This is a genomic window from Burkholderia sp. BCC0322, assembly GCF_902833045.1.
GTDB lineage: Bacteria > Pseudomonadota > Gammaproteobacteria > Burkholderiales > Burkholderiaceae > Burkholderia.
The window spans coordinates 606,907-631,284 of the sequence record NZ_CADFDU010000003.1 but is presented as its reverse complement, the minus strand read 5'-3'; the positions used below and the strand labels follow the sequence as shown (position 1 = coordinate 631,284).

Annotated in this window: 19 protein-coding genes and 1 pseudogene; 8 read left to right on the top strand and 12 right to left on the bottom strand. The window is 67.3% G+C overall.

Annotated elements, in window-relative coordinates; all coding sequences use genetic code 11:
- Positions 1-236: 236 nt before the first annotated feature.
- Positions 237-386: pseudogene (locus HWX39_RS13185) on the top strand (type VI secretion system-associated FHA domain protein TagH); the annotation flags it as partial.
- A 61-nt stretch (positions 387-447) separates the two neighbouring features.
- Here HWX39_RS13185 and HWX39_RS13180 read toward each other — a convergent pair.
- From HWX39_RS13180 to HWX39_RS13145, 8 genes are all read right to left on the bottom strand, one after another.
- Positions 448-1,926, bottom strand: coding sequence for a diguanylate cyclase (locus HWX39_RS13180; protein WP_175968504.1), 1,479 nt, complete (start codon positions 1,924-1,926; stop codon positions 448-450).
- A 397-nt stretch (positions 1,927-2,323) separates the two neighbouring features.
- On the bottom strand, positions 2,324-3,769 hold the full coding sequence (locus HWX39_RS13175) for an NAD-dependent succinate-semialdehyde dehydrogenase (protein ID WP_175968503.1): 1,446 nt from the start codon (positions 3,767-3,769) through the stop codon (positions 2,324-2,326).
- A 164-nt stretch (positions 3,770-3,933) separates the two neighbouring features.
- Positions 3,934-5,232, bottom strand: a complete 1,299-nt coding sequence (locus HWX39_RS13170; RefSeq protein WP_175968502.1) for a cytochrome c — start codon at positions 5,230-5,232, stop codon at positions 3,934-3,936.
- A gap of 15 nt (positions 5,233-5,247) precedes the next feature.
- Positions 5,248-7,470 carry a xanthine dehydrogenase family protein molybdopterin-binding subunit gene (locus HWX39_RS13165; RefSeq protein ID WP_175968501.1) on the bottom strand — a complete coding sequence of 741 codons (2,223 nt, stop codon included), beginning with the start codon at positions 7,468-7,470 and terminating at the stop codon, positions 5,248-5,250.
- Position 7,471: 1 nt separating this feature from the next.
- A complete protein-coding gene (locus HWX39_RS13160) occupies positions 7,472-7,927 on the bottom strand; it encodes a (2Fe-2S)-binding protein (RefSeq protein WP_175968500.1) in 456 nt (151 codons plus the stop codon).
- Between the two features lie 135 nt (positions 7,928-8,062).
- A complete protein-coding gene (locus HWX39_RS13155) occupies positions 8,063-8,362 on the bottom strand; it encodes a putative quinol monooxygenase (protein WP_175968499.1) in 300 nt (99 codons plus the stop codon).
- A 93-nt stretch (positions 8,363-8,455) separates the two neighbouring features.
- The gene (locus HWX39_RS13150; protein ID WP_175968498.1) at positions 8,456-9,514 is read right to left on the bottom strand and encodes an NADP-dependent oxidoreductase; all 1,059 of its coding nucleotides are present in this window, start codon (positions 9,512-9,514) and stop codon (positions 8,456-8,458) included.
- 233 nt (positions 9,515-9,747) lie between these two features.
- Positions 9,748-10,368 (bottom strand): TetR/AcrR family transcriptional regulator, encoded by a 621-nt coding sequence (locus HWX39_RS13145; protein ID WP_175968497.1) that lies wholly within the window; start codon positions 10,366-10,368, stop codon positions 9,748-9,750.
- A 306-nt stretch (positions 10,369-10,674) separates the two neighbouring features.
- On the opposite strand from HWX39_RS13145, the gene HWX39_RS13140 reads away from it, so the two are divergent.
- Positions 10,675-12,246, top strand: a complete 1,572-nt coding sequence (locus HWX39_RS13140; protein ID WP_175968496.1) for a hypothetical protein — start codon at positions 10,675-10,677, stop codon at positions 12,244-12,246.
- 121 nt (positions 12,247-12,367) lie between these two features.
- Here the strand turns inward: HWX39_RS13140 and HWX39_RS13135 are convergent, their stop codons facing one another.
- Entirely contained in the window at positions 12,368-13,390 is a 1,023-nt protein-coding gene (locus tag HWX39_RS13135; RefSeq protein ID WP_175968495.1) for a DNA-binding protein, read from the bottom strand.
- Between the two features lie 363 nt (positions 13,391-13,753).
- Between HWX39_RS13135 and HWX39_RS13130 the strand changes: the two genes are divergently transcribed.
- Complete coding sequence (locus HWX39_RS13130; protein WP_175968494.1) at positions 13,754-14,938, top strand: thiolase family protein; 1,185 nt, start codon at positions 13,754-13,756, stop codon at positions 14,936-14,938.
- 306 nt (positions 14,939-15,244) lie between these two features.
- On the opposite strand, the gene HWX39_RS13125 is transcribed toward HWX39_RS13130, so the two are convergent.
- Positions 15,245-16,435, bottom strand: a complete 1,191-nt coding sequence (locus tag HWX39_RS13125) for a helix-turn-helix transcriptional regulator (protein WP_175968493.1) — start codon at positions 16,433-16,435, stop codon at positions 15,245-15,247.
- Between the two features lie 281 nt (positions 16,436-16,716).
- On the opposite strand from HWX39_RS13125, the gene HWX39_RS13120 reads away from it, so the two are divergent.
- The 3 genes from HWX39_RS13120 to HWX39_RS13110 are packed head-to-tail and all read left to right on the top strand — an operon-like array spanning position 16,717 to position 19,165.
- A complete protein-coding gene (locus HWX39_RS13120; RefSeq protein ID WP_175968492.1) occupies positions 16,717-17,655 on the top strand; it encodes an alpha/beta hydrolase in 939 nt (312 codons plus the stop codon).
- Complete coding sequence (gene ribBA, locus HWX39_RS13115; protein WP_175968491.1) at positions 17,652-18,776, top strand: bifunctional 3,4-dihydroxy-2-butanone-4-phosphate synthase/GTP cyclohydrolase II; 1,125 nt, start codon at positions 17,652-17,654, stop codon at positions 18,774-18,776. Before HWX39_RS13120 ends, ribBA begins: the two co-directional genes overlap by 4 nt.
- Before the next feature lie 14 nt (positions 18,777-18,790).
- Positions 18,791-19,165, top strand: coding sequence for a hypothetical protein (locus HWX39_RS13110; RefSeq protein ID WP_175968490.1), 375 nt, complete (start codon positions 18,791-18,793; stop codon positions 19,163-19,165).
- Between the two features lie 314 nt (positions 19,166-19,479).
- Here the strand turns inward: HWX39_RS13110 and HWX39_RS13105 are convergent, their stop codons facing one another.
- A complete protein-coding gene (locus HWX39_RS13105; protein ID WP_175968489.1) occupies positions 19,480-20,697 on the bottom strand; it encodes a DUF2252 family protein in 1,218 nt (405 codons plus the stop codon).
- Between the two features lie 380 nt (positions 20,698-21,077).
- Between HWX39_RS13105 and HWX39_RS13100 the strand changes: the two genes are divergently transcribed.
- Positions 21,078-21,437 (top strand): hypothetical protein, encoded by a 360-nt coding sequence (locus tag HWX39_RS13100; protein WP_244134982.1) that lies wholly within the window; start codon positions 21,078-21,080, stop codon positions 21,435-21,437.
- Between the two features lie 46 nt (positions 21,438-21,483).
- Here the strand turns inward: HWX39_RS13100 and HWX39_RS13095 are convergent, their stop codons facing one another.
- Positions 21,484-22,611 carry a VOC family protein gene (locus HWX39_RS13095; protein ID WP_175968488.1) on the bottom strand — a complete coding sequence of 376 codons (1,128 nt, stop codon included), beginning with the start codon at positions 22,609-22,611 and terminating at the stop codon, positions 21,484-21,486.
- A 357-nt stretch (positions 22,612-22,968) separates the two neighbouring features.
- Here HWX39_RS13095 and shiA point away from each other — a divergent pair, with 357 nt between their 5' ends.
- A complete protein-coding gene (gene shiA / locus HWX39_RS13090; RefSeq protein WP_175968487.1) occupies positions 22,969-24,276 on the top strand; it encodes a shikimate transporter in 1,308 nt (435 codons plus the stop codon).
- Positions 24,277-24,378: the final 102 nt, after the last annotated feature.

The following is a 24,378-nucleotide window of genomic DNA, read 5'->3' as shown; positions in this document are numbered from 1 at the left end:
CCGCCAGCATGCGCCGAAACCCTTGAACTACGACATTTCAACTTTGCTCAGATGCGACATTACAACTTTGCTCTTACACCAAAACTATCGATAATTCACGTTATGTAAAATTAAGTTGGCTTGATGGTAACCGACCAGATTCGTCTCAGCTTGCCGCGCGCAGCCGTCATTGGCGCGTGGCAAACCCAATTACGACTCCGTCTGCACAGCGTCGGCTGTGACTCGCGCCTGGGCTGCTGTACAAGGCGAGGATGTGGAATCGCTACGCGGTGACCCATCGCGACACGGTGTTCGCCGAGGACGATTTCGCGTCGGTGTTCGGCAACGCGTTTCTGGCGGCGTACGACGCGGAAGTGCAAAGCTGTCGCGACAGCGGCCGGGATTGAGCGTCGAACGGCACGCCCGCCATTGGTAATCGGCCATCGTCGATGCGTGCCGACGATGGCGTCAGATGCCCATTTCATGCGAGGCAACCTTGTTCCGCCCCGTTTCCTTCGCGTGATACAACGCCTCGTCGGCCGCCTTGATCACCGACTCGACCTCCCCCTCCTGCCCGGGGGCCCAGCTTGCCACGCCGATACTCGCGGTGACGCGCCCGAATTCGCTTTCCGCATGTTCGATCGCAAGCCCGTCGATGGCCGCACGAATCCGCTCGGCGATCTCCGTTGCACCCGTGGCCGGCGTATCGGGCAGGATCACGACGAATTCCTCGCCGCCATAGCGGGCCGCGGTGTCCGCGGGGCGCCGGATGTTGTCGCCGATGCACCGTGCAACCGCCGCGAGCGCGTCGTCGCCGGCCTGGTGACCATATGTGTCGTTGTAGGCCTTGAAGCGGTCAACATCGACGAACAGCAGCGAAAACACCGAGCGGGCACGGCGCGCGCGGCGCCATTCGAGGTCCAGCACTTCCCCGAACGAGCGGCGATTGTTGAGCCCGGTGAGACCGTCGGTGCGTGCGAGCATGACCAGCTCGGATTCGGCCCGCATCCTGCGCCGCAGTTGCACGCCCAGCATGCAGGACAGCATGATGAACGCCGCGCCGAAGGTCGCCACCAGCGCGCCGATCGTGATCGCCCGGCGCCGCCATGCGGCGTAGATGTCCTGCTCCGCTTCGGCGACCATGATGATCAGCGGCAGATGCGGCAGCGTCTTGAAGTAGTAGAAGCGACGCACGTTGTCGATCGTCGAGGTGTCGAGGAACGAGCCTTCCGGCGCGGTCAGGAAGTGGCGAAACGTCGCCGCCTTGCTGAGGTCGCGGCCGACGGTGCGCACGTCGTACGGCTGGCGCATGAACATGATGCCGTCCGTACCGATCAGCGAAATCGCGCCGTGCGAGCCGAGCGCGAGGCCGGCGAACAGCGTGTGGAAATACTCGAGATTGACCGCGATCATCACGATGCCGCCGAATGAGCCGTCCGGATTCGACACGCGGCGCGTCAGCGCCACGCTGAGCGAGCCGCCGCGCAGGCGGGATGCATAGGGATCGCTGATGTAAAGCCCGACGTCCGGATTGTCCCGGTGAACCGTAAAGTACTTGCGGTCGCCGAAATTGCCCTGTCGCGGCATGTCGTTCGCCGAATCCAGGACGATGTTGCCGGCCGCGTCCAGCACGAGCATCGAGCCGAGAAATTTCGCCGTCATCGCGTGATCGAACAGGACGCCGCGCCGCAATGCCGGCGAGGCCGCCATGACGTCGGGCCGCTGCAGGCCCTGAATCACCGCGTCCAGCGACAGGCCGTACAGCTCGATATTGCGTTCGATGTCGCGCTCGGCGACGAGCGCCAGGTTCCGCGACGTATCGCGTGCGCGATCGAGCGCGTCGTGACGGCTCTGAAACAACTGCAACACGCAGAGGCCCATCAGCGCGCACGCTATCAAGGTCCCCGCCACCACGACGTAGTACGGCGCTGCCGACCGCGGATGCATCCGTTTCCTCTCAGGTTGGGCCGACGCTGACGCACCGGTTGTTATGGTTTCTTCTGGATAACCTATACCAAAAAGCGTGGCACTCGGGTACGAGGTGCAGTCCGTACTTGCCAGGTGGCTGACGACTTGACCTGAGCGGTGTCGAGCGGATCGGGTTCCGATCGGGCAGGCACCGGGTGCCGGTGCCATTCACCGAGGGGTGTGGTGTCGCGTGTGTCGTGGCTGGTGATTGAATCGAAACAATCGACCCGCAGTGACGCGCGTATTGAAATACCGGGGTGGTTGCCGTTCGAATGCGGCTGGCAGGAGAACTGACGAAAGCCGGGCGTACCGCCCGACCTGCGCCGGTCGCGTGCGCAACGCCGACAGCGCCGCGCACGCGATCGATTGACGACCGTCAGACGGCCATCACCGTCACCGATTTCGTGACGAGGTACGGCTCCAGCGCTTCCGGGCCGCCTTCCGACCCGTAGCCCGAGTCCTTCACGCCGCCGAACGGCATTTCCGGCCACGGCGTCGCCGGCTGGTTGATCCACAGCATCCCGACTTCGAGGCGCTGCGTGAGCAGGTGCACGTTCGCGAACGAACGCGTGAACGCGTAGCCGGCGAGACCGAACGGCAGGCGGTTCGCTTCCGCGATCGCGTCCTCGAGCTTGTCGAAACCGCGAATCGCCGCGACCGGGCCGAACGGCTCGTTGTTGAACACGTCCGCTTCGAGCGGCACGTTCGCGATCACGGTCGGCGCGAAGAAATTGCCTTCCGAGCCGATCCGTTCACCGCCGGTTTCGATGCTCGCGCCGACCTTGCGCGCGTTGTCGACGACCGACGCCATCGCGGTGAGCCGTCGCGGGTTCGCGAGCGCGCCCAGCGTCGTGCCCTCCTCGAGGCCGTTGCCGACCTTCAGCCCCTCGGCATGCTTGACCAGCGCGCGTGTGAATTCGTCGCGAATGCTGTTGTGCACGAGAAAGCGCGTCGGCGAAATGCAGACCTGCCCCGCGTTGCGGAACTTCGCGCCGCCGGCGGCTTTCACCGCAAGCGCGACGTCGGCGTCCTCGGCGACGATCACCGGCGCGTGGCCGCCCAGCTCCATCGTCGCGCGCTTCATGTGCAGGCCCGCCATCGCGGCGAGCTGCTTGCCGACCGGCGTCGAACCCGTGAACGTCACCTTGCGGATCACCGGGTGCGGAATCAGGTACGACGAGATTTCAGCCGGATCGCCATACACCAGGCCGATCACCCCGGCCGGCACGCCTGCGTCGACGAATGCGCGCAGCAGCGCGGCCGGCGAGGCGGGCGTTTCTTCGGGCGCTTTCACGAGGAACGAGCAGCCGGTCGCCAGTGCGGCGCTCAGCTTGCGCACGACCTGGTTGACCGGGAAATTCCACGGCGTGAAGGCGGCGACCGGGCCGACCGGCTCCTTCACGACGGTCTGCTGCGCGCCAAGGTTGCGCGGCGGCACGATCCGGCCGTACACGCGGCGGCCTTCGTCCGCGAACCATTCGATGATGTCCGCTGCAGACAGCACTTCGACACGCGCTTCGGTGAGCGGCTTGCCCTGCTCCTGCGTCATCAACTGCGCGATCGCGTCGGCGCGTTCACGCACCAGCGCGGCCGCCTTGCGCATCGTCGCCGCGCGCTCGTGCGCGGGCACCTTGCGCCATGCCTCGAAGCCGCGTTGCGCGGCGGCGAGCGCACGGTCGAGATCGGCGATGCCCGCATGAGCCACCTTGCCGATCGTCTTGCCGGTCGCCGGGTTCACGACGTCGATCGTCTTGCCGCTCGCGGCGTCGACCCACTCGCCGTCGATCAGCAGTTGCGTATCCGTATAAGTCACGTTAGCCATCCAGACACCCCTACATTGCGTCGATAAACGCGCGCTGCCGCGAACGGCCACGCGCCGGTTGACAGGAAAAAGACAGAAAAATGCCAGGCCGCCGGGGCAGGCACGCACCCGGCGGCAGTGACGGCAGGCACACCGGCCCGCCATCGTTCCGCATGGGGCCGCGCTCAGCGTGCGGCCGCCGTCGCCTTGCGAAGTTTCGCGACGTCCGCCGCCTGCACGGCCGGCGCGCCATTGTTCCAGCCGGCCCGCATGAACGTCAGCACGTCGGCGATCTGCCGATCGTTCAACTGGTTCGAGAACGCCGGCATCGGATACGCGGACGGCACACCATCGATCACGAGCGTCTCGCTGCCGTTCAGCGTCACGTTGATCAGCGACGCGGCGTCGGCTTCGAGCACGTTCGGATTGCCGGCGAGCGGCGCGAGCAGCGGCGCGTAGCCGCGCCCGTCCGCGCCGTGGCAATGCAGGCAGTAAGCGTTATACACCTTCGCGCCCGGATCGGCTGCCGGCCGTCCCAGCGCAGCCTGCGTCGCCTTCGGATCATAGCTGTACGGCGGCGCGCCCGTGCCGCCCGCCGCCGGCAGCGATTTCAGGTAACGCGAAATCGCCGCCAGATCGTCGTCGGAGAGCGCCTGCGTGCTGTGGTTGATCACGCTCACCATCGAGCCGAACGCGGTCGCGTGCTGATTCGCGCCGGTCTTCAGGAATTGCGCGACGTCGGCCTCGTTCCAGCGGCCCAGCCCCGTGTTCGGCTCGCCGGTCAGGTTCGACGCGAACCAGTTGTCGATCGGCGCGCCCGACAGGAACGCCGCGCCGCCTTCGTCGAGCGCCTTCTCCTGGAAGCCGACGCCGCGCGGCGTGTGGCACGACCCGCAGTGCCCGAGCCCCTGCACCAGATACGCGCCGCGGTTCCACATCGCGTCCTTCACCGGCTTGTCGGCATAGGGCGTCGTGTCGAGGAACACCATGTTCCACAACGCGAGCGGCCAGCGCATGTTGAGCGGCCACGGGATCTCCGACGGCCGGTTCGCCTGCTTCACCGGTTCGACGCCGTGCATGAAATACGCGTACAGCGCCTTCACGTCGTCATCCTTCAGCTTCGCGTACGACGGGTACGGCATCGCCGGATACAGGTGATGGCCGTCCTTCGCGACGCCCGCGCGGAGCGCACTCGCGAATTCGGCTTCCGTATAGCCGCCGATGCCCGTTTCCGGATCGGGCGTGATGTTGGTCGTGTAGATCGCGCCCATCGGCGTGATCATCTTCAGGCCGCCGGCGAACGGCGTGCCACGCGGCGCGGTGTGGCACGCGACGCAGTCGCCCGCTTTCGCGAGATACGCGCCGCGCGCGACGAGCGCGCTGTCGGCCGGTGCCGTCTGAGCGGCATGCGCGGCCGTGCCGGCCAGCAGCGCAGACACGGCGAACAACGACGTGCCGAGCATCTTCAGGGTGAGGTTTTGCATGGTCGTCGCCTCCCCTCACGCCGTCTTCAGCTGGTCGCCGACCGGCAGCTTGCGCAGCCGCTTGCCGGTCGCCGCGAAGATCGCGTTCGACAGCGCCGCGGCCGTCGCGGCCGTGCCCGGCTCGCCGATCCCGCCCGGCGCTTCACCGCTTTTCACCAGATGCACGTCGATCGGTGGCGTCTCGTTGATCCGCAGCATCCGGTAGTCGGTGAAGTTGTTCTGCACGACGCGGCCGTCCTCGATCGTGATCTCGCCGTACAGCGCGCCCGTGATCCCGAAGATGATGCCGCCCTGCACCTGCGCCTCGATCGTGTTCGGGTTGACGACCATGCCGCAATCGACCGCGCACACGACACGCTTGACCTGCACCTCGCCGTTATCCACCGCGACATCGACGACGATCGAGAAGAAGCTGCCGAACGCGTGCATCACCGAGACGCCGCGCCCTTGCCCCGTCGGCAGCGCCGGGCCACCCCAGCCGGCCGCCTTCGTCGCGACGTCGAGCACGTTGAGCGCGCGCGGCGTCTTGCCGAGCAGCGCGCGGCGGTATTGCACCGGGTCGGTCTTGGTCTGCGCGGCCAGTTCGTCGATGAAGCTCTCGACCACGAACGTGCCGCGCGTCGGGCCGACGCCGCGCCAGAACGCGGTCGGCACGTGGCGCGGCTCCTGGCGCACGTAGTCGACCAGCTGGTTCGGCAGGTCGTAAGGCAGCTCGGCCGCGACCTCGACCGCGTCGGGATCGACGCCGTCCTTGAACGCGGGCGGCGCGAAGCGCGCGATGATCGACGAGCCGACGATCCGGTGCTGCCACGCGACCGGCTTGCCGTTCGCGTCGAGGCCGGCCGAGATCCGGTCGTAATAGTACGGCCGGTACATGTCGTGCTGGATGTCCTCCTCGCGCGTCCAGATCACCTTCACGGGCGCGTTGACTTGTTTGGCGATCTTCACCGCCTGACCGATCATGTCCGTTTCGAGCCGCCGGCCGAAACCGCCGCCGAGCAGGTGGTTGTGCACGACGATCTTCTCCGGCGGAAAGCTCGTGAGCTGCTGCACGGTGTCGACCGCGCGCGTCGGCACCTGCGTGCCGACCCAGATTTCGCAGCCGTCGCCGCGCACGTGCACCGTGCAGTTCACCGGTTCCATCGTCGCGTGCGCAAGGAACGGCTGTTCGTAGACGGCGTCGATGCGCGTCTTCGCGCCAGCGAACGCGCGGCCGACGTCGCCCTCCTTGCGCGCGACCGCGCCCTTGCCGTTCGCCGCCGCCTGCGCGAGATCGGCGACGATGTCCTTCATCGACACCTTCGCGCCTGCGCCTTCATTCCACTTCACGACGAGCGCCGATGCGCCGCGCTTCGCGGCCCATGTGTGATCGCCGACCACCGCGACCGCGTTGTCCGCACGCACGACCTGGCGCACGCCGGGGATCTTCTTCGCGGCCGTATCGTCGACGCTCGCCACCGTGCCGCCGAACACCGGGCTGTTCACGATCACCGCGTACAGCATGCCGGGCAGGCGCACGTCGAGCCCGAATTGCGCGGTGCCGTCGACTTTCTCCGGCGAATCGAGCCGCTTCGCGGGCGTGCCGATCAGCTTGAAATCCTCCGGCTTCTTCAGCGCGACGTCCTTCGGCACCGGCAGCTTCGCCGCCGCATCGGCGAGCTGGCCGTACGACGCGCGTCGGCCGCTCGGCGAATGCTGCACTTCGCCGTTCACGGCGCGGCAGGATGCCGGATCGACGTTCCATTGCTTCGCGGCGGCCGCGACCAGCAGCGTGCGCGCCGTCGCGCCCGCACGGCGCAGCGGTTCCCATGCATAGCGCACCGACGTCGAGCCGCCGGTGAGCTGGCCGCCGAGCAGCGGATCGAGGAACAGCTTCTCGTTCGGCGGCGCATGGTCGAGCGTGACGCTCGACAGCGGCACTTCGAGCTCTTCCGCGATCAGCATCGGCAGCGCCGTATAGACGCCCTGCCCCATCTCGACCTTCGGCATCACCAGCGTGACCTTGCCGGCGCGGTCGATCTGCACGAACGCGTTCGGTGCGAACACGCCGGCGCGCGCGGTTTCATCGCCGTCGCCGCCGATCACCGAACGACGTGCATCGTCGCCCGCGGCCGGCAGGCTGAAGCCGAGCAACAGGCCGCCACCGGCCGCCGCGCCCAGCGACATGCCGAGCTTGAGGAACGAACGGCGCGATACGCCCGTGCCGGCCCGGCCGGCTTCGATCAGTCCTCGCGACATGTCAGGCCCCCTTCGCGGCTTGCTTCACGGCCGCGCGAATCCGGTTGTAGGTGCCGCAGCGGCAGATATTGCCGGCCATCGCCGCATCGATGTCGGCGTCGCTCGGGTTCGGGTTCGACGCGATCAGCGCGGTGGCGGCCATCACCTGCCCCGACTGACAGTAGCCGCACTGGACGACGTCGAGCTCGCGCCATGCCTGCTGAACCTTGTGGCCGGCCGGCGTTGCGCCGACGGCTTCGATCGTCGTGATCTTGCGGCCCGCGACGGCCGCAACCGGCAGTACGCACGAGCGCGCGGCGACGCCGTCGAGGTGCACCGTGCACGCGCCGCACTGGGCGATCCCGCAGCCGAACTTCGTACCTGTGAGGCCGACGACGTCGCGCAGCACCCAGAGCAAGGGCATGTCGTCGGGGGCGTCGACCGAGCGGGTTTCGCCGTTGATGTTGAGGGTGATCATTCAGCCTCCGGGGCCGGTGTGTTGGGGAGGCGGCGCGAACGATGCGCCGCGTGGTGTCGTCATCGCCGCCGCACGCTGTGCGGCGGGTGCCGTGCGGCCCGGGTGGGAGCGGGCTGCGACGGTGGTGCTGCGTGGTTATTCCGCGACGTCGATACCCGATAGCACCTTGATGATCGGCGGCGCGGTAAACCAGTCGACCGACTTCGTGCGGAACTCACCGAAATGCGGGCTCGCGAGGTGCGCGTCGAACGCAGCCTGGTCGTCGTAGATCTCGTACAGGTGCAGGTTCGGCGAGCCGTCCCGCTCGCGGAACAGGTCGTAGCGCCGGTTGCCCGGCTCGGCGCGCGTCTTCGCGACCATGCTGCGCAGTACGGCCTCGGCGGCCTCCGCGTATTCGGGTTTCAGGAACAGGGAAGCAATCACGTGAAGCGCCATCTTGTCACTCCTATCGAAACGGAATCGAGCATGCCACAAGCCGGCGTCGCGCGACGCCAGCGTGCAACCGCGGTGTGTTGCCGTGCCGCGGCATCAGGCCAGTTCGTCCGGGCCCACGCGCACCACGACCTTGCCGAAGTTCTTGCCGGCCAGCAGGCCGATCAGCGCTTCCGGTGCGTCGGCCAGGTCGGGGACGACGTCTTCCAGCGTCTTCACCTTGCCCTGCGCGACCCATTCGCTCATGTCCTTCAGGAACGGCGCATAACCGGTCGCATAGTGATCGAGGATGATGAAACCCTGCACGCGGATGCGCTTGCGCAGGATCGCACCCATCAGCGCCGGCACGCGATCGCGGCCGGTCGACACCGCGGTGTCGTCGTATGCCGCGTCGTTGTAATGCGCAATGATTCCGCACACCGGCACGCGCGCATGATCGTTGAGCAGCGGCCACACCGCGTCGAACACGGCCCCGCCGACGTTCTCGAAATAGACGTCGATGCCGTTCGGGCACGCGTCCTTCAGCTTCGCGGCAAACGCCGGATCGCGGTGATCGACGCACGCGTCGAAGCCGAGCGTGTCGGTCACGTACGCGCACTTGTCGGCGCCGCCCGCGACGCCGACCACGCGGCAGCCCTTCAGCTTGGCAATCTGGCCGACCACCGCGCCGACCGCTCCGCTCGCCGCCGCGACCACCACGGTTTCGCCGGCCTTCGGCTCGCCGATCTTCAGCAACCCCGTGTAGGCGGTGAAACCCGGCATGCCGAGCACGCCGAGCGCGTATGACGGATGCGCGAAGTCGCGGCCGAGCGGAATCAGGTCGCGGCCGTCGGACAACGCATAGTCCTGCCAGCCGGCGCCCGCTACCACGAGGTCGCCTTCGCGGAACGCGGGCAGGTTCGACGAGACGACCTGGCTGACGGTGCCGCCGACCATCGGCTGGCCGAGTTCGGCCGGGGGCGCATAGGACGGTGCGTCGCTCATCCGGCCGCGCATGTACGGGTCGAGCGACAGCCAGACCGTGCGCAGCAGCACCTGGCCGGCGCCGGGCGTCGGCACGTCAGCGGATTCGGTGCGGAAGTTGTCCGGCGTCGGCGCGCCGACCGGGCGCGAATTCAGGATGATCTGGCGGTTTGCGGTCTTGGTTTGCGGCATGTGAGTCTCCGTCAACAGGAATAAGCGTGCTTCGTGGGCACGATCGGATCAGGGATGAGGCAGCAGAAGGCACGCACGTGTGTCAGCGCCGACGCCAGGCCGTCACGGTCGCACGCGTGCAGTTGGAGCAATCGGGACAGCGTAACGCGGAGCGATGCGTTCGTCATGCGCGTGTAAGTAGACCAGTCGTCTAGAATCGGGGCAAAAACAAGGCGCGCCAGTGCGCGCCCGGGTTACGACTGCGCTCCGTCATGCGCGGCCGGCGGCAGGTTCAGCATGCGCCGCGTTTCGACCATCGCCCTTTCGAGCGGCTGGCGGTTGCGGTGGATCTTTTCCAGCAGCGTTGCGCCCAGCCACAGCTCGTAGAGGATCGCGGCTGTGTAAGACGGATCGGCGACGCCGCTCAGCGAACCGTCGGCCAGCCCGGCCTCGATGCCGCCCGCGAGCCGCTCGATGATCTGGCTCGTGCCGTGCCGCAGCACCGTGCGCATCGCTTCCGACAGGTCGGACACTTCCGCGCCGAGCTTCACCGCGAGGCACTTGCCTTCCGGATCGTCCGCGCATTGCGTGTGCAGCCAGTTGCGCCAGTACGTCATCAAGCGCTCGGCGCCCGTGCCGGCCTGATGCTTGAACAGGTTGTCGAGATGCGCGAGATAGCCGTCGAAATACGATTCGAGCAGCGCTTCGCCGAATGCCTCTTTCGAGCCGAAGTAATGGTAGAACGAGCCCTTCGGGATGCCCGCCGCAGCGAGAATCTCGTTCAGACCGACCGCCGAAAACCCCTTGTGGAGCATGATCGGCTTGGCGATATCCAGGATGTGCTGGCGGACTTCCGCGCCTGAAGATGCATTCATGATGACGTATGTTAGCAACGATTAGACCGGTCGTCTAGTAACGTCGAACCGGCATGTTGAGCGGCACTTTACCCGATCCCCGCCGGGCGCCCAAACGTCGCGCCGGCATTCCTCGCTCCGTTCCCCCCTGCCGCGTGCGCGGCGTCACATGCACGACTCGGTTTCGTCGCGGGCGTTTCATCGATCTCCCGCATAAATACGCGCGGCGCATGTGCCGGCAATCGACTCATATCGACCGGTATTGCACACGTGTGCAATGCGCCGGATCGCCGTTGTCACCTCCCGAACCCGTGACCAGGAACGCCCATGACCGCTTCGAAACCCGAACGTCCGTCCGCGCCGAACCGCCGGCGCTTCATCCAGCGCGGCGCCGCGCTGACCCTGTCGCCGCTCGTCGGCACGCTGGCTGCCTGCGGCGGCGACGGCAACCCGACGTCCGCGTCGTCGTTCGCCGCCACCGGCGCCGCGGATGCGTCCGTGCGCAGCTACGGCATCGCCGACCGCTCGATCACGATCAACGTCGTCAATGCGATCCCGTCGACGACACTCGCGTACGGCAACGCGGCGAGCCAGAGCGGCTCGCTGCCGCAGGCGTCGCAAGCGCAGGTCGCAACCGGGCAATCGACTGCCGTCAGCGCGTCGAACAGCTGGGGCGACTGCACGGGATCGTTCAGCCTGGCCGGCGGGGATGCATCGTTTGCGATCTCGTACACGCATCCGTTCGGGTCGCAACCGACCACCGTCAGCGTCACGCCGTCGGCCGGCTACGTGTCGGGCGCCGACGCCGCCACGTTTCCCGGTCACGACTCGATCGCGAATCTCACGCTGTATCGCGGCGTCCCGACCGCGAACGGCGCGTGGGTCGTCCCGCTCGCGCAGCTCGCGACGCCGCCGGCCAACAACTGCCAGGATTTCGCGAACAGCATGTTCGGCACCAACGTGCGCACGGCCGCGGCGATCCAGTCCGCGTACCAAAGTACCGGCCCGCTCGGCTACGTGCCGCCGGCCGACTTCACCGGCGGTCAGCTCGCGGGCTTCGTCGCGCAATGGGTGCAGCGCTGGCAGAATGGCGCCGCTTATGGCGCGCTGCCCGCTGCCGATGCGCAACTGATCGACGCGTTGAAGCAGTACGTATCCACTGCATCGAACGCGGGCCCGTTGACGATGTGGGTGCCGCAGATCGCATGGCAAGCCGGCTCCGATCCTGCGGTGTTTGCGTTGACGGGCTATCGCGCGTTTCCGTTCGTCGATGCGCAGCGCAACTGGGTCGCGGGCACGCTGGCCGCGTTCCTGACGCAGCTGGCGGCCGGTTCCCATATCGTCGCGATCAGCGCGACGAGCGACCTGCCGGCGGGCGTCACGATGCAGGCGTTCGACAGCTTCATGGGCGCGAGCGGGCTGACGACGTCGACGGATATCGGCAACTCGCACTACGCATCGGTTTTGAACACGACGGGCCGCTATTACCTGAGCGTCGGCAGCGATTTCGCGCCGGCAGGCTGCGGGCTGATCCTGTCGTTCCTGTACGGGCGCACGGTGAACAACCTGCTCGCGGGCGCGGGCACGTACAACACGTTTATCCAGCTCGAAGGCTGGCAGGCTGGCGGTTCGCGGCACAACGCCGACTATGCGACGTATCAGCAGACGCTGTGGAACATCTCGACGTACGGTGCGTCCGCCTATAGCGAAAAGCGCGCGACGTCGATCTTCCTCGCGCCCGCCGGGTGGACGCCGCAGGTCTATCAGACGACGCGGATGATGCCGTACGTCGGCGCCTATGCGCAGTCGAACGGCTCGCCGCAGGGTTGGCTGAATACGTCGCTCGTCACGATTCCGGCGGACGCGCCGGCGCTACCGTCGAGGTATGTGTCGAGTTGATTGGTATCGGAAGATGGGCCGGCGATAGGGGGTTTAGGGGGCTCGGTCGCTTGCCTGCCTGCCGGCTTCAGGCTTCAGGCGCGCGCCGCCTTTGGCTGACGCACGCTTGAGGGCGCCTCAGTCAGCGCGGCGGCGCTTCGGCTGCGCGCTTTCGCGTGCGAGCCCTCCGCTCGTCGCGTTGCGCGGCCGGCGCCGCCTTGGCGCCACGCAGCGCCGACCGGCGCGAGAGCGCCGTCATTTCCCGCCGCAGCGCGTCGAGTTCGTTGCCTCGTGCCGCATTGGCCGCCTGCGCGCCGTCGAGCTGCCCTTGAAGCACGCCGCATCGATGCAGCGCATCGCCGAGTTGCGCCTGCAGCGCGGCCACCTCCTTGCGCTGCTGCGTATCGCGCTGCTCCGTGCGCAATGCCAGCGCATCGAGCTCCTTCTGCAGCCGCGCGGCGGCGAGCCGCTCGCGATCGATCTCTTGAAGCGCGCGCTTCTCCGACGCGCGCAAGCGTTCCTCGGCCCGGCCGGCGTCGTCGCGCAGCCGGTCGAGTTGGGTGGTGAAATCCGCGCGTGCCTGCGCAAGTGCGCGGTCGCCTTCCGCGTTGTCGGCCGTGAGGCGTTCGATATCCGCTTGCAGCGCTTGTCGCGATGCGTCGTCAGCCGCCCTCGCCTGCTCCAGTTCCTGAATGCGCACCTGCGCGGCCAGGAGTGCGGCCGTGCGTTGTTCCAGCGCGGTTTCGGTGCGGGCCAGTTCGGCCTGTAGTGCCGCGACTTCCGCCTTCGCCGCCGTCCGTTCGGCTTCGACTTCCGCGCGCAAGGCGTCGAGCGCGGCGGCCGCGTCGGCGCTCGACCGATTCCACAGCGTTGCAACCAGTTCGCCGGCGGCCGCCTGCAGATCGGCCGGTAGATCGGGATGCTCGATGCGGACGCGACTTTTTTCCCTCAGCTCCGCCCAGAACTCGCCGAGGACGGCCGTCGGCGTGCTCATGCTGCCCTTGCGGACGAGCTGGTACAGGCGGTTCGCAGTGGGCGTGATACCGAAGCGGAAGAACAGCAGCGCGCAGGCTTCGCGATACAACTCGCGGGTTTTCGGGAAGTCGGCCTTCAGGCGTTCGATTTCGGCGGTCAGGCGGGAATCGTCGGCAGCGAGATCGGACATGGCGGGGTTTCGCGGATGATTTAGTAAATAATATAACGTAAACCGTTAAATATCCAATTATACAACCATCGATATTTGACATTATTTCTATAATGTCGAGATCGTGGAATATCGGTATGCCCCTGCCGGAGTCGCCACGCTTCCCCAATCGTGCGCAATAGCCCCGTTGACAGTATGCATATGCATAGATACCTTTCCCTCACGTAGCGGCTCGCGAGCCTGGCATCGGATCAGTCGCCCTGCACGGCGTCGGCGGCCCTGCCCGCATCACGGCGCAATCGAAACGGCGACGCGAATCGCGCGGCGTGCCCCGTTCGCGACAAACTCGCCCGCGCACCTTGCAACGCGATCCAGGAACGCATCATGAGTACACGTGAAGTTGTCATTTGCCACCCCGTCCGTACGCCGATCGGCACGTTCAACGGGTCCCTGAAGGACACATCGGCCACCGAACTCGGGGCGATCGCCGTGCGCGAAACCTTGAGGCGCAGCGGCCTCGACGGCGCGGCGATCGACACGGTCGTGCTGGGCAACGTGATCCAGGCCGGCAACAAGATGAACCCGGCCCGGCAAGCCGCCATCGGCGCCGGCTTGCCGGTCAAGGTGCCCGCGCTGACGGTCAACCGCGTCTGCGGCTCCGGTGCGCAGGCGGTCGTCAATGCCGCGCAGGAGATCCTGCTGGGATACGCGAACGCGGCGGTCGCCGGCGGCATGGAAAGCATGGAGCGTGCGCCGTACCTGCTCGACGGCGCACGCTGGGGCTACCGGATGGGCGACGCGCCGATTCGCGACAGCATGCTGCGCGACGGCCTTGTCGATGCGTTTTCCGACCAGCATTCGGGATGGCATACGGAAGATCTCGCGGCGCAGCTCGACATCTCGCGCGACCGCCAGGATCGCTGGGCGCTCCGCTCGCAGCAGCGTTTCTCCACCGCGCTCGCGGATGGCAAGTTCGACGCCGAGCTTGTGCCGGTCGACGTCCTGCAGCGCAAGGCGCGCGTCGCGTTTGCTCGCGACGAGACACCGCGCCCCGAGACGACGCTCGAAGCACTCGCCAGACTGAAACCCGCGTTTCGCCCGGACGGCACGATTACCGCAGGCAACGCGCCGGGCCTGAACAGCGGCGCGTCAGCGATGCTGGTTGCGGATCGCGCGTTCGCCGATGCGCACGGCATCGCGCCGAGCGCCCGGCTGGTTGCGTTCGGCGTCGCCGCCGTCGAGCCCGGCATGTTCGGGCTCGGCCCCGTTCCGGCCGTGAAGATCGCGCTCGAACGTGCAGGCTGGGCGCTGGCGGACGTCGAGCGTTTCGAGGTCAACGAAGCGTTCGCGGTCGTGCCGATCGCGGTGGCGGGTCAGCTCGGCATTGCCGAGGAGATCGTCAACGTCGAAGGCGGTGCGATCGCGCACGGTCATGCGATCGGCGCGACGGGCGCGGTGCTGACAACACGCCTGATCCATTCGATGCAGCGTGACGGAATCAGGCGCGGCGTCGTGACGCTTTGTATCGGCGGCGGCCAGGGTATCGCGCTGGCAATCGAGACGCTGTGAGCCGAAACCGAGGAGCCGCGGGCGAAAACGTCCGCCGCGCGCGCTTCCCGGGAACCCGGACGGCCGGCACCTTCGCCGTTCATCGCGTTTACGCGCAGTTCGTGAACGCGGCCGGCACCGTCGTACATGGCGCCGACGCGTGACCCCTCCGATACCCGCTATCGGTTATCGGCTGGGCGGAACGACAAAGAGGCTCGCGTTGTGCGAGCCTCTTTTGCATGATGCCGTCATCGTCATGCGTTGACCGCTGTCGATGGTTCGCCAAACGAATAGGGCCGGTTCCGATGAATCGACACGGTGAGCCGCTTACCCGAGCGGCACGACACTCCCGAGCAGAATCCGCACGAGCGTCGCCTGGCGTGTGACACCCGTCTTCGAGAAGATCGCGCGCAGATGCGTGCGCGCCGTGTTCTTGCTGATCCCCGATTCCTCCGCGGCTTCCTCGAGCGTCAGTCCGTTCGTCAGCAGCAGCGCGAGCGACGTCTCGGCGGGCGTCAGGTCGAACAGCTTGCGGATGATTTCCTGCGCGCCCTGCGGCTTGCGGTCGGGATCGCGCAGGAACAGCGTGACGGCCGGCCGCCGCTTGTTGTCCTCCGACCAGTCGGACAGCAGCACCGTGCGCACCAGCAGCCCGAGGCGCGGCTTGTCGAAGCTGCGCGTGATCGGCATCGCCTCGACGGTCGCCGTGGCCGTGCCGTGGTGCCCCATCACCGCATGGCGGATCAACCGCTTCAGCGTCCGGTTCTCCTGCGCATCGGTCGCCTCGATCGTGCCGCGCGCAATCGTCAGACCGTTGTTCTGCTTGAGGATCTCGTCGGCCACGCTGTTCAGGTCGATGATCGTGCCGTTCTCGTCGAGCGTGATCGTGCCGATCTGCATCCGGTTGATCGCGTTCGCATAGATCGAGCGTTCGACCTCGGCCGTGTCGAGCCGCGAATGCAATTCCACCGCGCGCTTCAGATGCGGCAGCAGCAACGCGCAGATCGCCTTGTCGCGCGCGGAGAACTGCTTCGACGCATGGTTGCGGCACACGCGGAAGCGGCACTCGACGCCCGACGGCGTACGCAGGTCGGCGCCGAGGATATAGCGCACGTCCTGCGGCTTCAGGAACTGCTTGTACAGCTCGCTCGACAGCCAGCCGGTGTCGCCGAACACGTCGTCGACCGTCACCACGCGATCGGCCGGCAGGCCGACGAACGGGTCGAGCGAATAGTAGTAGTTGTTGTACGACGCCTCGCCGTCGCCCGGCACCACCGGGCCGAATTCCGACGCATGCACGGACAGCGGCGCGCGGCGGTCGCTCGCGGCCGCGCGCAGGATCAGCGTCACGTAGTTGGCCTGCAGCCAGCGACGAACCAGTTCGAGCGCACCGGCCCACGGCGGCGTTTCCAGAGGCCCCTGGTAAATGCGCGCCATCAGCTCGCTGAAATCCGCGACGCCGATGTCGGCCTCGTCACTGGTTGCCTGGCTCTCTTGCGGAGCCCATCTCGTCTCCATCAGCACGCTCCATCCTCCATACGACATGTTTCCGGCACGACCCAACCGCGCCGCCATGATTAAGACGCGTCTAAATTCCGGCGTCATCGGGAGATTCACTGAATGGTGAGGATTGGCCATCCGACCGGACGAACCATCGTCCGATCGGATGATGTGGCGCGCTGCCCGCTGCGCTGGAATGCCCGTCAGGCCGTGCCGGCAAGCGTCCGGTGCGGACTCAGGGAAAACCGCGACACGGGTTTACCTGATTCAAACCGCATCCGATTCAGACAGGAGTCCCCATGCCGCTCGACCCACAGGCGCACGCGCTGCTCGCCGCGTTCGCCCAGGCACCCGCGATCGATTTCGCGCAGCTCACCGTTCCCGCGTATCGCGCGAGTCTTGCCGCCGGCGGCGCGTTTGCGCCGGGCGATGCCGTCGCCGCCGAAGAGGACTGGCAGATTCCCGCGTCGGGCCGTCAGTTGTGCGCACGGCTGTATCGGCCCGCCGCCGACGGGCCGTTGCCGCTGACCGTGTTCTTCCACGGCGGCGGCTTCGTGTCGTGCGGGATCGATTCGCATGCGAACCTGTGCCGCAGCCTCGCGGCCCGTGCGCGCACGCTCGTGCTTTCGGTCGACTACCGGCTCGCGCCCGAGGCGCGCTTCCCGGCCGCCGCGCACGACGCATGCGACGCCGTGCGTTGGGCCGCCGCTAGCGCGCGCGATCTCGGCGCACGCGCCGGCGCACTTGCCGTGGCCGGCGACAGCGCGGGCGGCAATCTGGCGGCGGTCGCCGCACTGCAGTTGCGTGGCTCGGGTATCGCGATCGCGCACCAGTTGCTGCTGTATCCGGTCGTCGATTGCGCGACCGAGCATCCGTCGTACGAAACGCTCGGCAATGGCTATTTCCTGACGGCGGACATGATGCGCTGGTTCAAGCACCACTATTTCGACGCCGGCGCCGATCGCGCGTCGCCGCTGGCAAGCCCGCTCGTTGCGCCGGACGTCACGGGCGCGGCGCCGGCGACGATCGTCAGCGCCGAATTCGATCCGCTGCGCGACGAGGCCGAAGCGTATGCACTGCGCCTCGCGCAGGCCGGCACGCCGGTGACGCTCGTGCGCTGGCCGGGCCAGCTTCACGGTTTCGCGAGCATGCTCGGCGCGATCGATGCAGCCGACCGCGTGCTGACGTTCGGCGCCGACGCGCTGCGCCGCGCGTTCGACCCGACGGTGGCGCCATGACGCTCGCCGGCACGCTGGAGATCGTCGACGAACTGCGGGCGGGCCGAATGGTCCTGCTCGTCGACGAGGAGGATCGCGAGAACGAAGGCGATCTCGTGATCGCGGCCGATCACGTGACGCCCGACGCGATCAATTTCATGGCGCGCTTCGGGCGCGGGCTGATCTGCCTGACGCTGACCGCCGAGCGCTGCGAGCAGCTGAAGCTGCCGCCGATGGCTGATCGCAACGGCACGCCGTTCGGCACCGCGTTCACCGTCAGCATCGAGGCGGCCGAAGGCGTGACGACCGGCATTTCGGCGGCCGATCGCGCGCATACGATCCGTGCGGCGGTGCGGGCCGGCGCCCGCCCGGACGATCTCGTGCAGCCCGGCCACGTGTTCCCGATCGCCGCTCGTCCGGGCGGCGTGCTCGTGCGCGCGGGGCACACCGAGGCCGGCTGCGATCTCGCGGCGCTCGCCGGGCTCACGCCCGCATCGGTGATCTGCGAGGTGATGAACGACGACGGTACGATGGCACGGCTGCCCGAGCTGAAGACGTTCGCCGCGCATCACGGGCTGAAGATCGGCACGATCGCCGACCTGATCCATTACCGGCGCGAACACGAATCGCTCGTCGAACGCGTCGGTGAGCGGCCGCTGCATACGCCGTGGGGACGATTCCGCGCGATCGAGTATCGCGACACCGTGCACGGCGCGCCGCATCTCGCGCTCGTGCGCGGCGAGCCCGATCCGTCGACGCCCGTGCTGACGCGCGTGCACGAATGCCATTCGCTGCTCGATCTGCTCGATGCGGAACCGTCCGCGCATTCGTGGCCGCTGCACGCCGCGCTGCAGCGGATCGACGCGGCCGGCTGCGGGGTGGCCGTGCTGCTCGACTGCGACATGCGCGGCGACGCGATGCGGGCGCCCCCCGGCCATGCGCGCCGTGACGGACGCGTGACGGGGATCGGCTCCCAGATCCTGCGCGAGCTTGGCGTACGGCGGCTGAACGTGCTGTCGAGCCCGTTCCGGCTGCCTGCGCTGTCGGGACACGACCTCGAGATCATGGCGTTCATTCCGCTCGGCGACGACGATCCGGAAAGCGCACGGGGCGTGCACCCGCATCCGTTGCGAGCAGCGTAAGGCGTTGACGCGGGATGACGGACGGGGCGGCTCTTCGCTGGGCAGGCTATCGGTTGTTTTCGTCGATACATGCGGCCTGTACTGGCGTCACGCGGCAATCCTGCGCGCCCGTCGGCAGCCAGCATCGAGCAGCTCGTCAAGGTGCCGAGCGCGCCCGGCGCTCACATGACGGCGAGATCCAGCCGGGCTACCGGATCGCGCAGGTTCGGCGCGTCGATTCGACCCAGAACAACGTGTGCGCCGCGATCGCAGTCGTCGTCCGCGCACGGAATCCACGATCGTCGAGGCGCGACGCGGAGATCCTGGCGGATTATTTTCAGGCGGACGTGGTAGACGCGATCCTCGACGGCATGCGTCGGCAGAGCCACAAGCCGGACGCAGCCGGATAGCCTCGGCCGTCGCACGCGGCGATATGCTAGGGCCTGTTCACGCTGATAGCGGGCTTGCGAACGTGCGTTGCCGGCTGGCGTGCAAGAAGCAAGGAGCGTCGTTTGGCCGAGCTAAACAAGCGACGCGCAACGCCGCAATGCGGCCGGCGACGCACGTTCCCCTGTTTGGAAAAATCAGTCGTGGGGCTGGCCACCAGAAGGGCCGATCGCCGCGACATGTTTCTTGCGAATACGTCGAGTATTCGCTTCGTCGCAATCCGTGCGTTCGGCCCTTCTGGTGGCCAGCGCAAGCCCGTTATTAGCGCGAACAGGCGCTAGTTCCCCGCGGCGAAGCGCCGGCAATGCTCCAGATACCCCGCTTCGTGGTTGCTCACGAGCTGGACGATGCTGTTCCACAGCCACATCGGCGCATCGATCGTCTTCGCGCGGTTGCGGCCGAGCTCCGCGCGCCACGCCGCGCGCGTCGGCTTGTCCATCTGGCGCGCGTGGGCTGCGCCGACCACCGCACCGAGATAGCGTGCGACGTCGCGCGCATCGTCCTCGGCAAGCCGATCGATGTCGAGCTTCAGGTCCTGCGGCAGCAGTTCGCGGATCACGACCGCGCGATCGAGCAGGCGTGCTGCCCGCATCCGCTCCCCGAGGGCCGGCGACAGATGCCGCGCGCCTTCCACGACGCGCTCGGCGTTGTCGCGCGGCATCGCGGCCGTTTCGTCGCGCGGTGCGGCGGCTGTCACGCCCTCCTTGATGTCCATCAGGCACAGGTCGTCGCCGTCGCTGACGTCCCCGTCGATGTCGAGCAGCACCGCATAGCGCAGCCGTCCGAGCGAACTGCAGCCCTTCACCCAGTACGCCGCGTCGAGCACGTCGACCTTGCCCGCGTCGTTGCGGCCCTTGAGGCTCGTGGCGAGCATCGCGATCGCTTCGTCGCGGAACAACTCGCCGATCGCACGCGATTCCTTCGCGCTCAGCGGCCAGAAGCGACGGCCGAGCGGAATCGTCGGCGCGAGCCCTTCGATCCGTTCGACGGCAAGTTGCCGCCATGAACGGCGCATGGCCTGCTTCATCACGAGATGGACCGGTTCGGGGCGCTCGGGCAGCTTCGCGTTGCGGCTGCCGAACGCCGACGCATAACCGGTCGTCATCGCCTCCATCATGTGCACGATCGTCAGGCCCGCCAGCGCCGACCCGCGCGCGGCCGTCGCCAGCGAAAGCCCGAGTCGGATCAGGTCATGGACGGGATTGCCGATGACCGTCTGGTCGAGATCCCGGATCTGCACGTCGACCTTCCCTTCGCGGTTTGCAACCGGGCCGAGATTGCCGGTATGACAATCGCCGCAGATCCAGATCGACGGGCCGTGCGGCAGTGCGCTGCCGTTGGTTTCGACGAGCCATTCGTAGAACCGGGCCGTATTGCCGCGGACATACGCGTGAGGCGAACGCGCCATCTTCCGGCGACGTTGCTCGGTCAGGATCGCCTGGCGCCCTGCGGGTTTCGGCAAGCGCTTCTGCTTCTGCTGCGACTGGCTGCTCATGCGGTTCTCCTGATGTTGTTCGAGTTGTTCGAGTCGTGCGCGGCATGCCGCTTCGTCACGGTGCCATCGAACGATGCCTGCCTGCAAACCGGCAACGTCGCCTGCACACGAATGGCATGGGCCGCCGTCTCATGCAGGTACAGGGCGCGCTTCCCGCCCGGTTGCCGGCCAGTTCCCACCAGATTCGATTCCGGTGCGCGACCGCAAGGAGCCCGGAGGCGAACGGGGCGATCGGCGGGTAACGATCTTCGCGCATGGCCGCAGTGTGACATGGCGACGGACGTGATCGTCAAGCACCGTGCCCGCGCCGGGCAGCCAGCGACATGCGTGGCGTGCGGGCCATCCACCGGGACGATGCGCGGCGGTGCGGGTGACGCACAATGGCGCTACAGAAGCTCACCGAGCCGAAGTTGGGCGCGTCTCGCGAGATGTATTTTCTCGTGCACTCGAAGAAGGTGCGCGTGGCCGTCAGGATGCCGCTCGCTTACATCGGCGGCGTACGTTCACGCGGGAACGTCGAGCGGGCGATGCGTGAAGGGTTCGACGCGGTGGCGCTCGCACGCGCGCTCGTGTTCGCGCCGGATTTCGTCAACGAACTGCACGACGGCCGGCTCACGCAGTCGGGCTGCACGTCGTGCAACCGCTGTGTCGTGTCGATGTACACGCCGGGCGGCACCGCATGCGTGCTGCGCAAGCCGAACGACCCCGCGCCGAACCGCGTGCCGGCCGCCGGCGCGTGAGGCTCGACGTGCAGCGCGTGGCGCCCGAGGCGGGCGCCGGTGCCACTTAGCCGGCGTCGCGCGCGCGGGCGAGCGCCGAGAGATTCCCTTCCCCGAACCCGTGGTGCCCCTTGCGCTGCACGACTTCGAAGAAGATCTCGCCGGGCCGGCGCTTGACGAAGGTCTGGAAGAACAGGCGCGGCACGCCGTCGCTGCCGATCTCGCCGTCGATCAGCACCGCGCGGCGGCGCAGCGCGTCGAGATCGACACCATGCCCCGGCAGCCGCGCGTCGACGTCGTCGTAATAACGGGCCGGCGGCTCGATGAATTCGACGCCGTTCGTGCGCAGCGCATCGACGCAGGACAGGATGTCGTCGGTGGCCAGCGCGACGTGCTGCACGCCCTCGCCCGGATGGTCGGGCAGATACGCATGCATCAGCTCGGTGCGCCGCGTGCCTTCTTCATAGACCGGAATCCGCACCGCGCCGCACGGCGACACCATCACGCGCGATTCCTCCGACACATGCCAGTGCGCGTCGATTTCGTGGATTTCGCGAAAATGCAGCAGGTCGTGGTAGAAATCCAGCCACTCCTGCATGCGCCCCGCGCCGACGGTCTGCGTGAAATGATCGACCTGCCGCAGGCCGACGCCCGCGCAGTCGAGATCGGTATGCGCGGTCGCGATGTCGATCGGCCGGAAATCGATGTCGAAGATCGAGATGTCGCCGACGCCGCCGCGCTGGCCATCACGCCCGCGCCAGCGGTCGACGAAATAGAGGTGCGAATCGCCGATGCCCTGGATCGCCGGAATCTTCAACTCGCCGACCCCGACCTTCTCGCCCTCGAACGCCCACGCGCCGAGCTCGATTGCCCGCTCGAACGCGCGCCGGGCGCTGGCCACCCGCAGCCCGATCGCGCAGACGCCCATCCCGTATTCCTCCGCGTAGCGCGCGGCGAACGAATCGGGCTCGGCGTTGATCAGGAAATGCATCTGCCCTTGCCGGTACAGCGTGACGTTCTTGCTGACGTGCCGCGCGATCGCCTTGAAGCCGAGCTGCTCGAAGCGCTGCGCGAGCGCTTCCGGCACGGGCGCCGCGAATTCGACGAATTCGAGGCCGGCCATCCCGAGCGGATTGGCAGCCGGATCGGTAACGGGCGGCGTATCGCTGGACAGGGGGTGGGAATTGCCGGGCATTCCAGTCTCCGGGGGCATGCGGTCGATGGGGATGGTGCCCGTCGCGTGCGGCATGCGCTGCCAAGTTGGCGACCGCGCATCCGCCCCGAACGGGCGAATTTTCAATGGTTCCAATTTTAACCAGATCGTTCACGGCGGCACACCCTGGCCAAACGGGATATCGTTACGCCGCTCAGTGCAAACCCGGAAAGCGTTCGATAATCGCACGAACTTGAACGATAATCGCGCACATTGTCCGATTGGCCAATTGCCGCCATGCGGCGCGCGCCCTATTCTCCGTTCACCCATCGACTTCAATGCAGCATCGGACGCGGCGCCGCCACGATTCCACGATGCGCCGTGCCAGGAGACATCGCCATGACCCCCACCTTCGACACCCTCGACGCCGCCGCCAGTGCCCGCATACGCAGCCAGGCCCGCAAGGCCGCGATCGGCAGCTTCGTCGGCGCCGTTGTCGACTGGTACGACTTCCTGCTGTACGGGATCGTCGCCGCGCTGGTATTCAATTCCGAATTCTTCCCGAAAGTCAGCCCGACGATGGGCACGCTCGCGGCTTTCGCGACGTTCGGCGTCGGCTTCCTGTTCCGGCCGCTCGGCGGCGTCGTGTTCGGCCATTACGGCGACCGGCTCGGCCGCAAGCGGATGCTGGTGCTGACCGTGATGCTGATGGGGCTGTCGACGGTCGCGATCGGCCTGCTGCCGACTTTCGCGGCGATCGGCTGGTGGGCGCCCGTGCTGCTGGTGCTGATGCGCGCGATCCAGGGTTTCGCGGTCGGCGGCGAATGGGGCGGCGCGGCACTGATGGCCGTCGAGAGCGCGCCGAAGCAGAAGAAGGCGTTCTACAGCAGCGGCGTGCAGGTCGGCTACGGCGTCGGCCTCGTGCTCGCCACGGGCATCGTGTCGATCCTGAGCCACACGTTGGGCGAGGCCGGGTTCAAGTCGTGGGGCTGGCGCCTGCCCTTCGTATTCAGCATCGTGCTCGTGCTGATCGGGCTGTGGGTGCGCAAGAACATGGACGAATCGCAGGAATTCGTCGAGAAGGTCGAACACGGCAACCGCAAGCTGCGCCTGCCGGTGCTGGAAGCGCTGACGCGCCATCCGAAGGCATTCCTGCTGATCATCGCGCTGCGGCTCGCCGAACTGTTCACGATGTATATCGTCACCGCGTTCGCGCTCAGCTATTCGACGACGAACCTCGGTATGTCGCGCGACCTGTTCCTGAACATCGGCTTGCTGGTGGGCGCGGTGAGCTGCGTGACGATCCCGTGTTTCGCGTGGCTGGCCGATCGCTACGGCCTGCGCCGCATCTACCTGATCGGCGCGCTGATCGGCCTCGCGTCCGCGGTGCCGTTCTTCGTCGCGCTGGAGGCACGGTCGATCGCGTGGATCGTGATCTTCTCGATCCTGCTGGCGAACGCCGCGCACGACATGGTCGTGAGCGTCCAGCAGCCGCTGTTCACCGAGTTGTTCGGCGCCGAATACCGCTATAGCGGCGCGGGCGTCGGCTACCAGTTCGCGAGCGTGGTCGGCGGCGGGTTCACGCCGTTCATCGCGGTCGGCCTCGTCGGCTTGGCCGGCGGCTCGTGGCACCTCGTCGCCGGTTACCTCGCGGTGGGTTGCCTGATTTCGCTGGTGGTCGCCGCGCGGATGCGGGCGGCGCAGTAACAACCTGACCGAATGGCCGGCCCGCCCGTGGCCGGCCATCACGCACTGCTCGACGTCGACCGGCACGCCCCCCGCCTCTCGTTCGTGCGCGCGACGTCAAAC

Coding starts and splice junctions, on each gene's coding strand:
- HWX39_RS13110 (WP_175968490.1), top strand. CDS start 18,791: ATGACGGACGGGGCGGCTCTTCGCTGGGCAGGCTATCGGTTGTTTTCG.
- HWX39_RS13140 (WP_175968496.1), top strand. CDS start 10,675: ATGACCGCTTCGAAACCCGAACGTCCGTCCGCGCCGAACCGCCGGCGC.
- HWX39_RS13095 (WP_175968488.1), bottom strand. CDS start 22,611: ATGCCCGGCAATTCCCACCCCCTGTCCAGCGATACGCCGCCCGTTACC.
- shiA (WP_175968487.1), top strand. CDS start 22,969: ATGACCCCCACCTTCGACACCCTCGACGCCGCCGCCAGTGCCCGCATA.
- HWX39_RS13170 (WP_175968502.1), bottom strand. CDS start 5,232: ATGCAAAACCTCACCCTGAAGATGCTCGGCACGTCGTTGTTCGCCGTG.
- ribBA (WP_175968491.1), top strand. CDS start 17,652: ATGACGCTCGCCGGCACGCTGGAGATCGTCGACGAACTGCGGGCGGGC.
- HWX39_RS13150 (WP_175968498.1), bottom strand. CDS start 9,514: ATGCCGCAAACCAAGACCGCAAACCGCCAGATCATCCTGAATTCGCGC.
- HWX39_RS13175 (WP_175968503.1), bottom strand. CDS start 3,769: ATGGCTAACGTGACTTATACGGATACGCAACTGCTGATCGACGGCGAG.
- HWX39_RS13125 (WP_175968493.1), bottom strand. CDS start 16,435: ATGGAGACGAGATGGGCTCCGCAAGAGAGCCAGGCAACCAGTGACGAG.
- HWX39_RS13105 (WP_175968489.1), bottom strand. CDS start 20,697: ATGAGCAGCCAGTCGCAGCAGAAGCAGAAGCGCTTGCCGAAACCCGCA.
- HWX39_RS13100 (WP_244134982.1), top strand. CDS start 21,078: ATGGCGCTACAGAAGCTCACCGAGCCGAAGTTGGGCGCGTCTCGCGAG.
- HWX39_RS13130 (WP_175968494.1), top strand. CDS start 13,754: ATGAGTACACGTGAAGTTGTCATTTGCCACCCCGTCCGTACGCCGATC.
- HWX39_RS13135 (WP_175968495.1), bottom strand. CDS start 13,390: ATGTCCGATCTCGCTGCCGACGATTCCCGCCTGACCGCCGAAATCGAA.
- HWX39_RS13120 (WP_175968492.1), top strand. CDS start 16,717: ATGCCGCTCGACCCACAGGCGCACGCGCTGCTCGCCGCGTTCGCCCAG.
- HWX39_RS13155 (WP_175968499.1), bottom strand. CDS start 8,362: ATGGCGCTTCACGTGATTGCTTCCCTGTTCCTGAAACCCGAATACGCG.
- HWX39_RS13145 (WP_175968497.1), bottom strand. CDS start 10,368: ATGAATGCATCTTCAGGCGCGGAAGTCCGCCAGCACATCCTGGATATC.
- HWX39_RS13165 (WP_175968501.1), bottom strand. CDS start 7,470: ATGTCGCGAGGACTGATCGAAGCCGGCCGGGCCGGCACGGGCGTATCG.
- HWX39_RS13160 (WP_175968500.1), bottom strand. CDS start 7,927: ATGATCACCCTCAACATCAACGGCGAAACCCGCTCGGTCGACGCCCCC.
- HWX39_RS13180 (WP_175968504.1), bottom strand. CDS start 1,926: ATGCATCCGCGGTCGGCAGCGCCGTACTACGTCGTGGTGGCGGGGACC.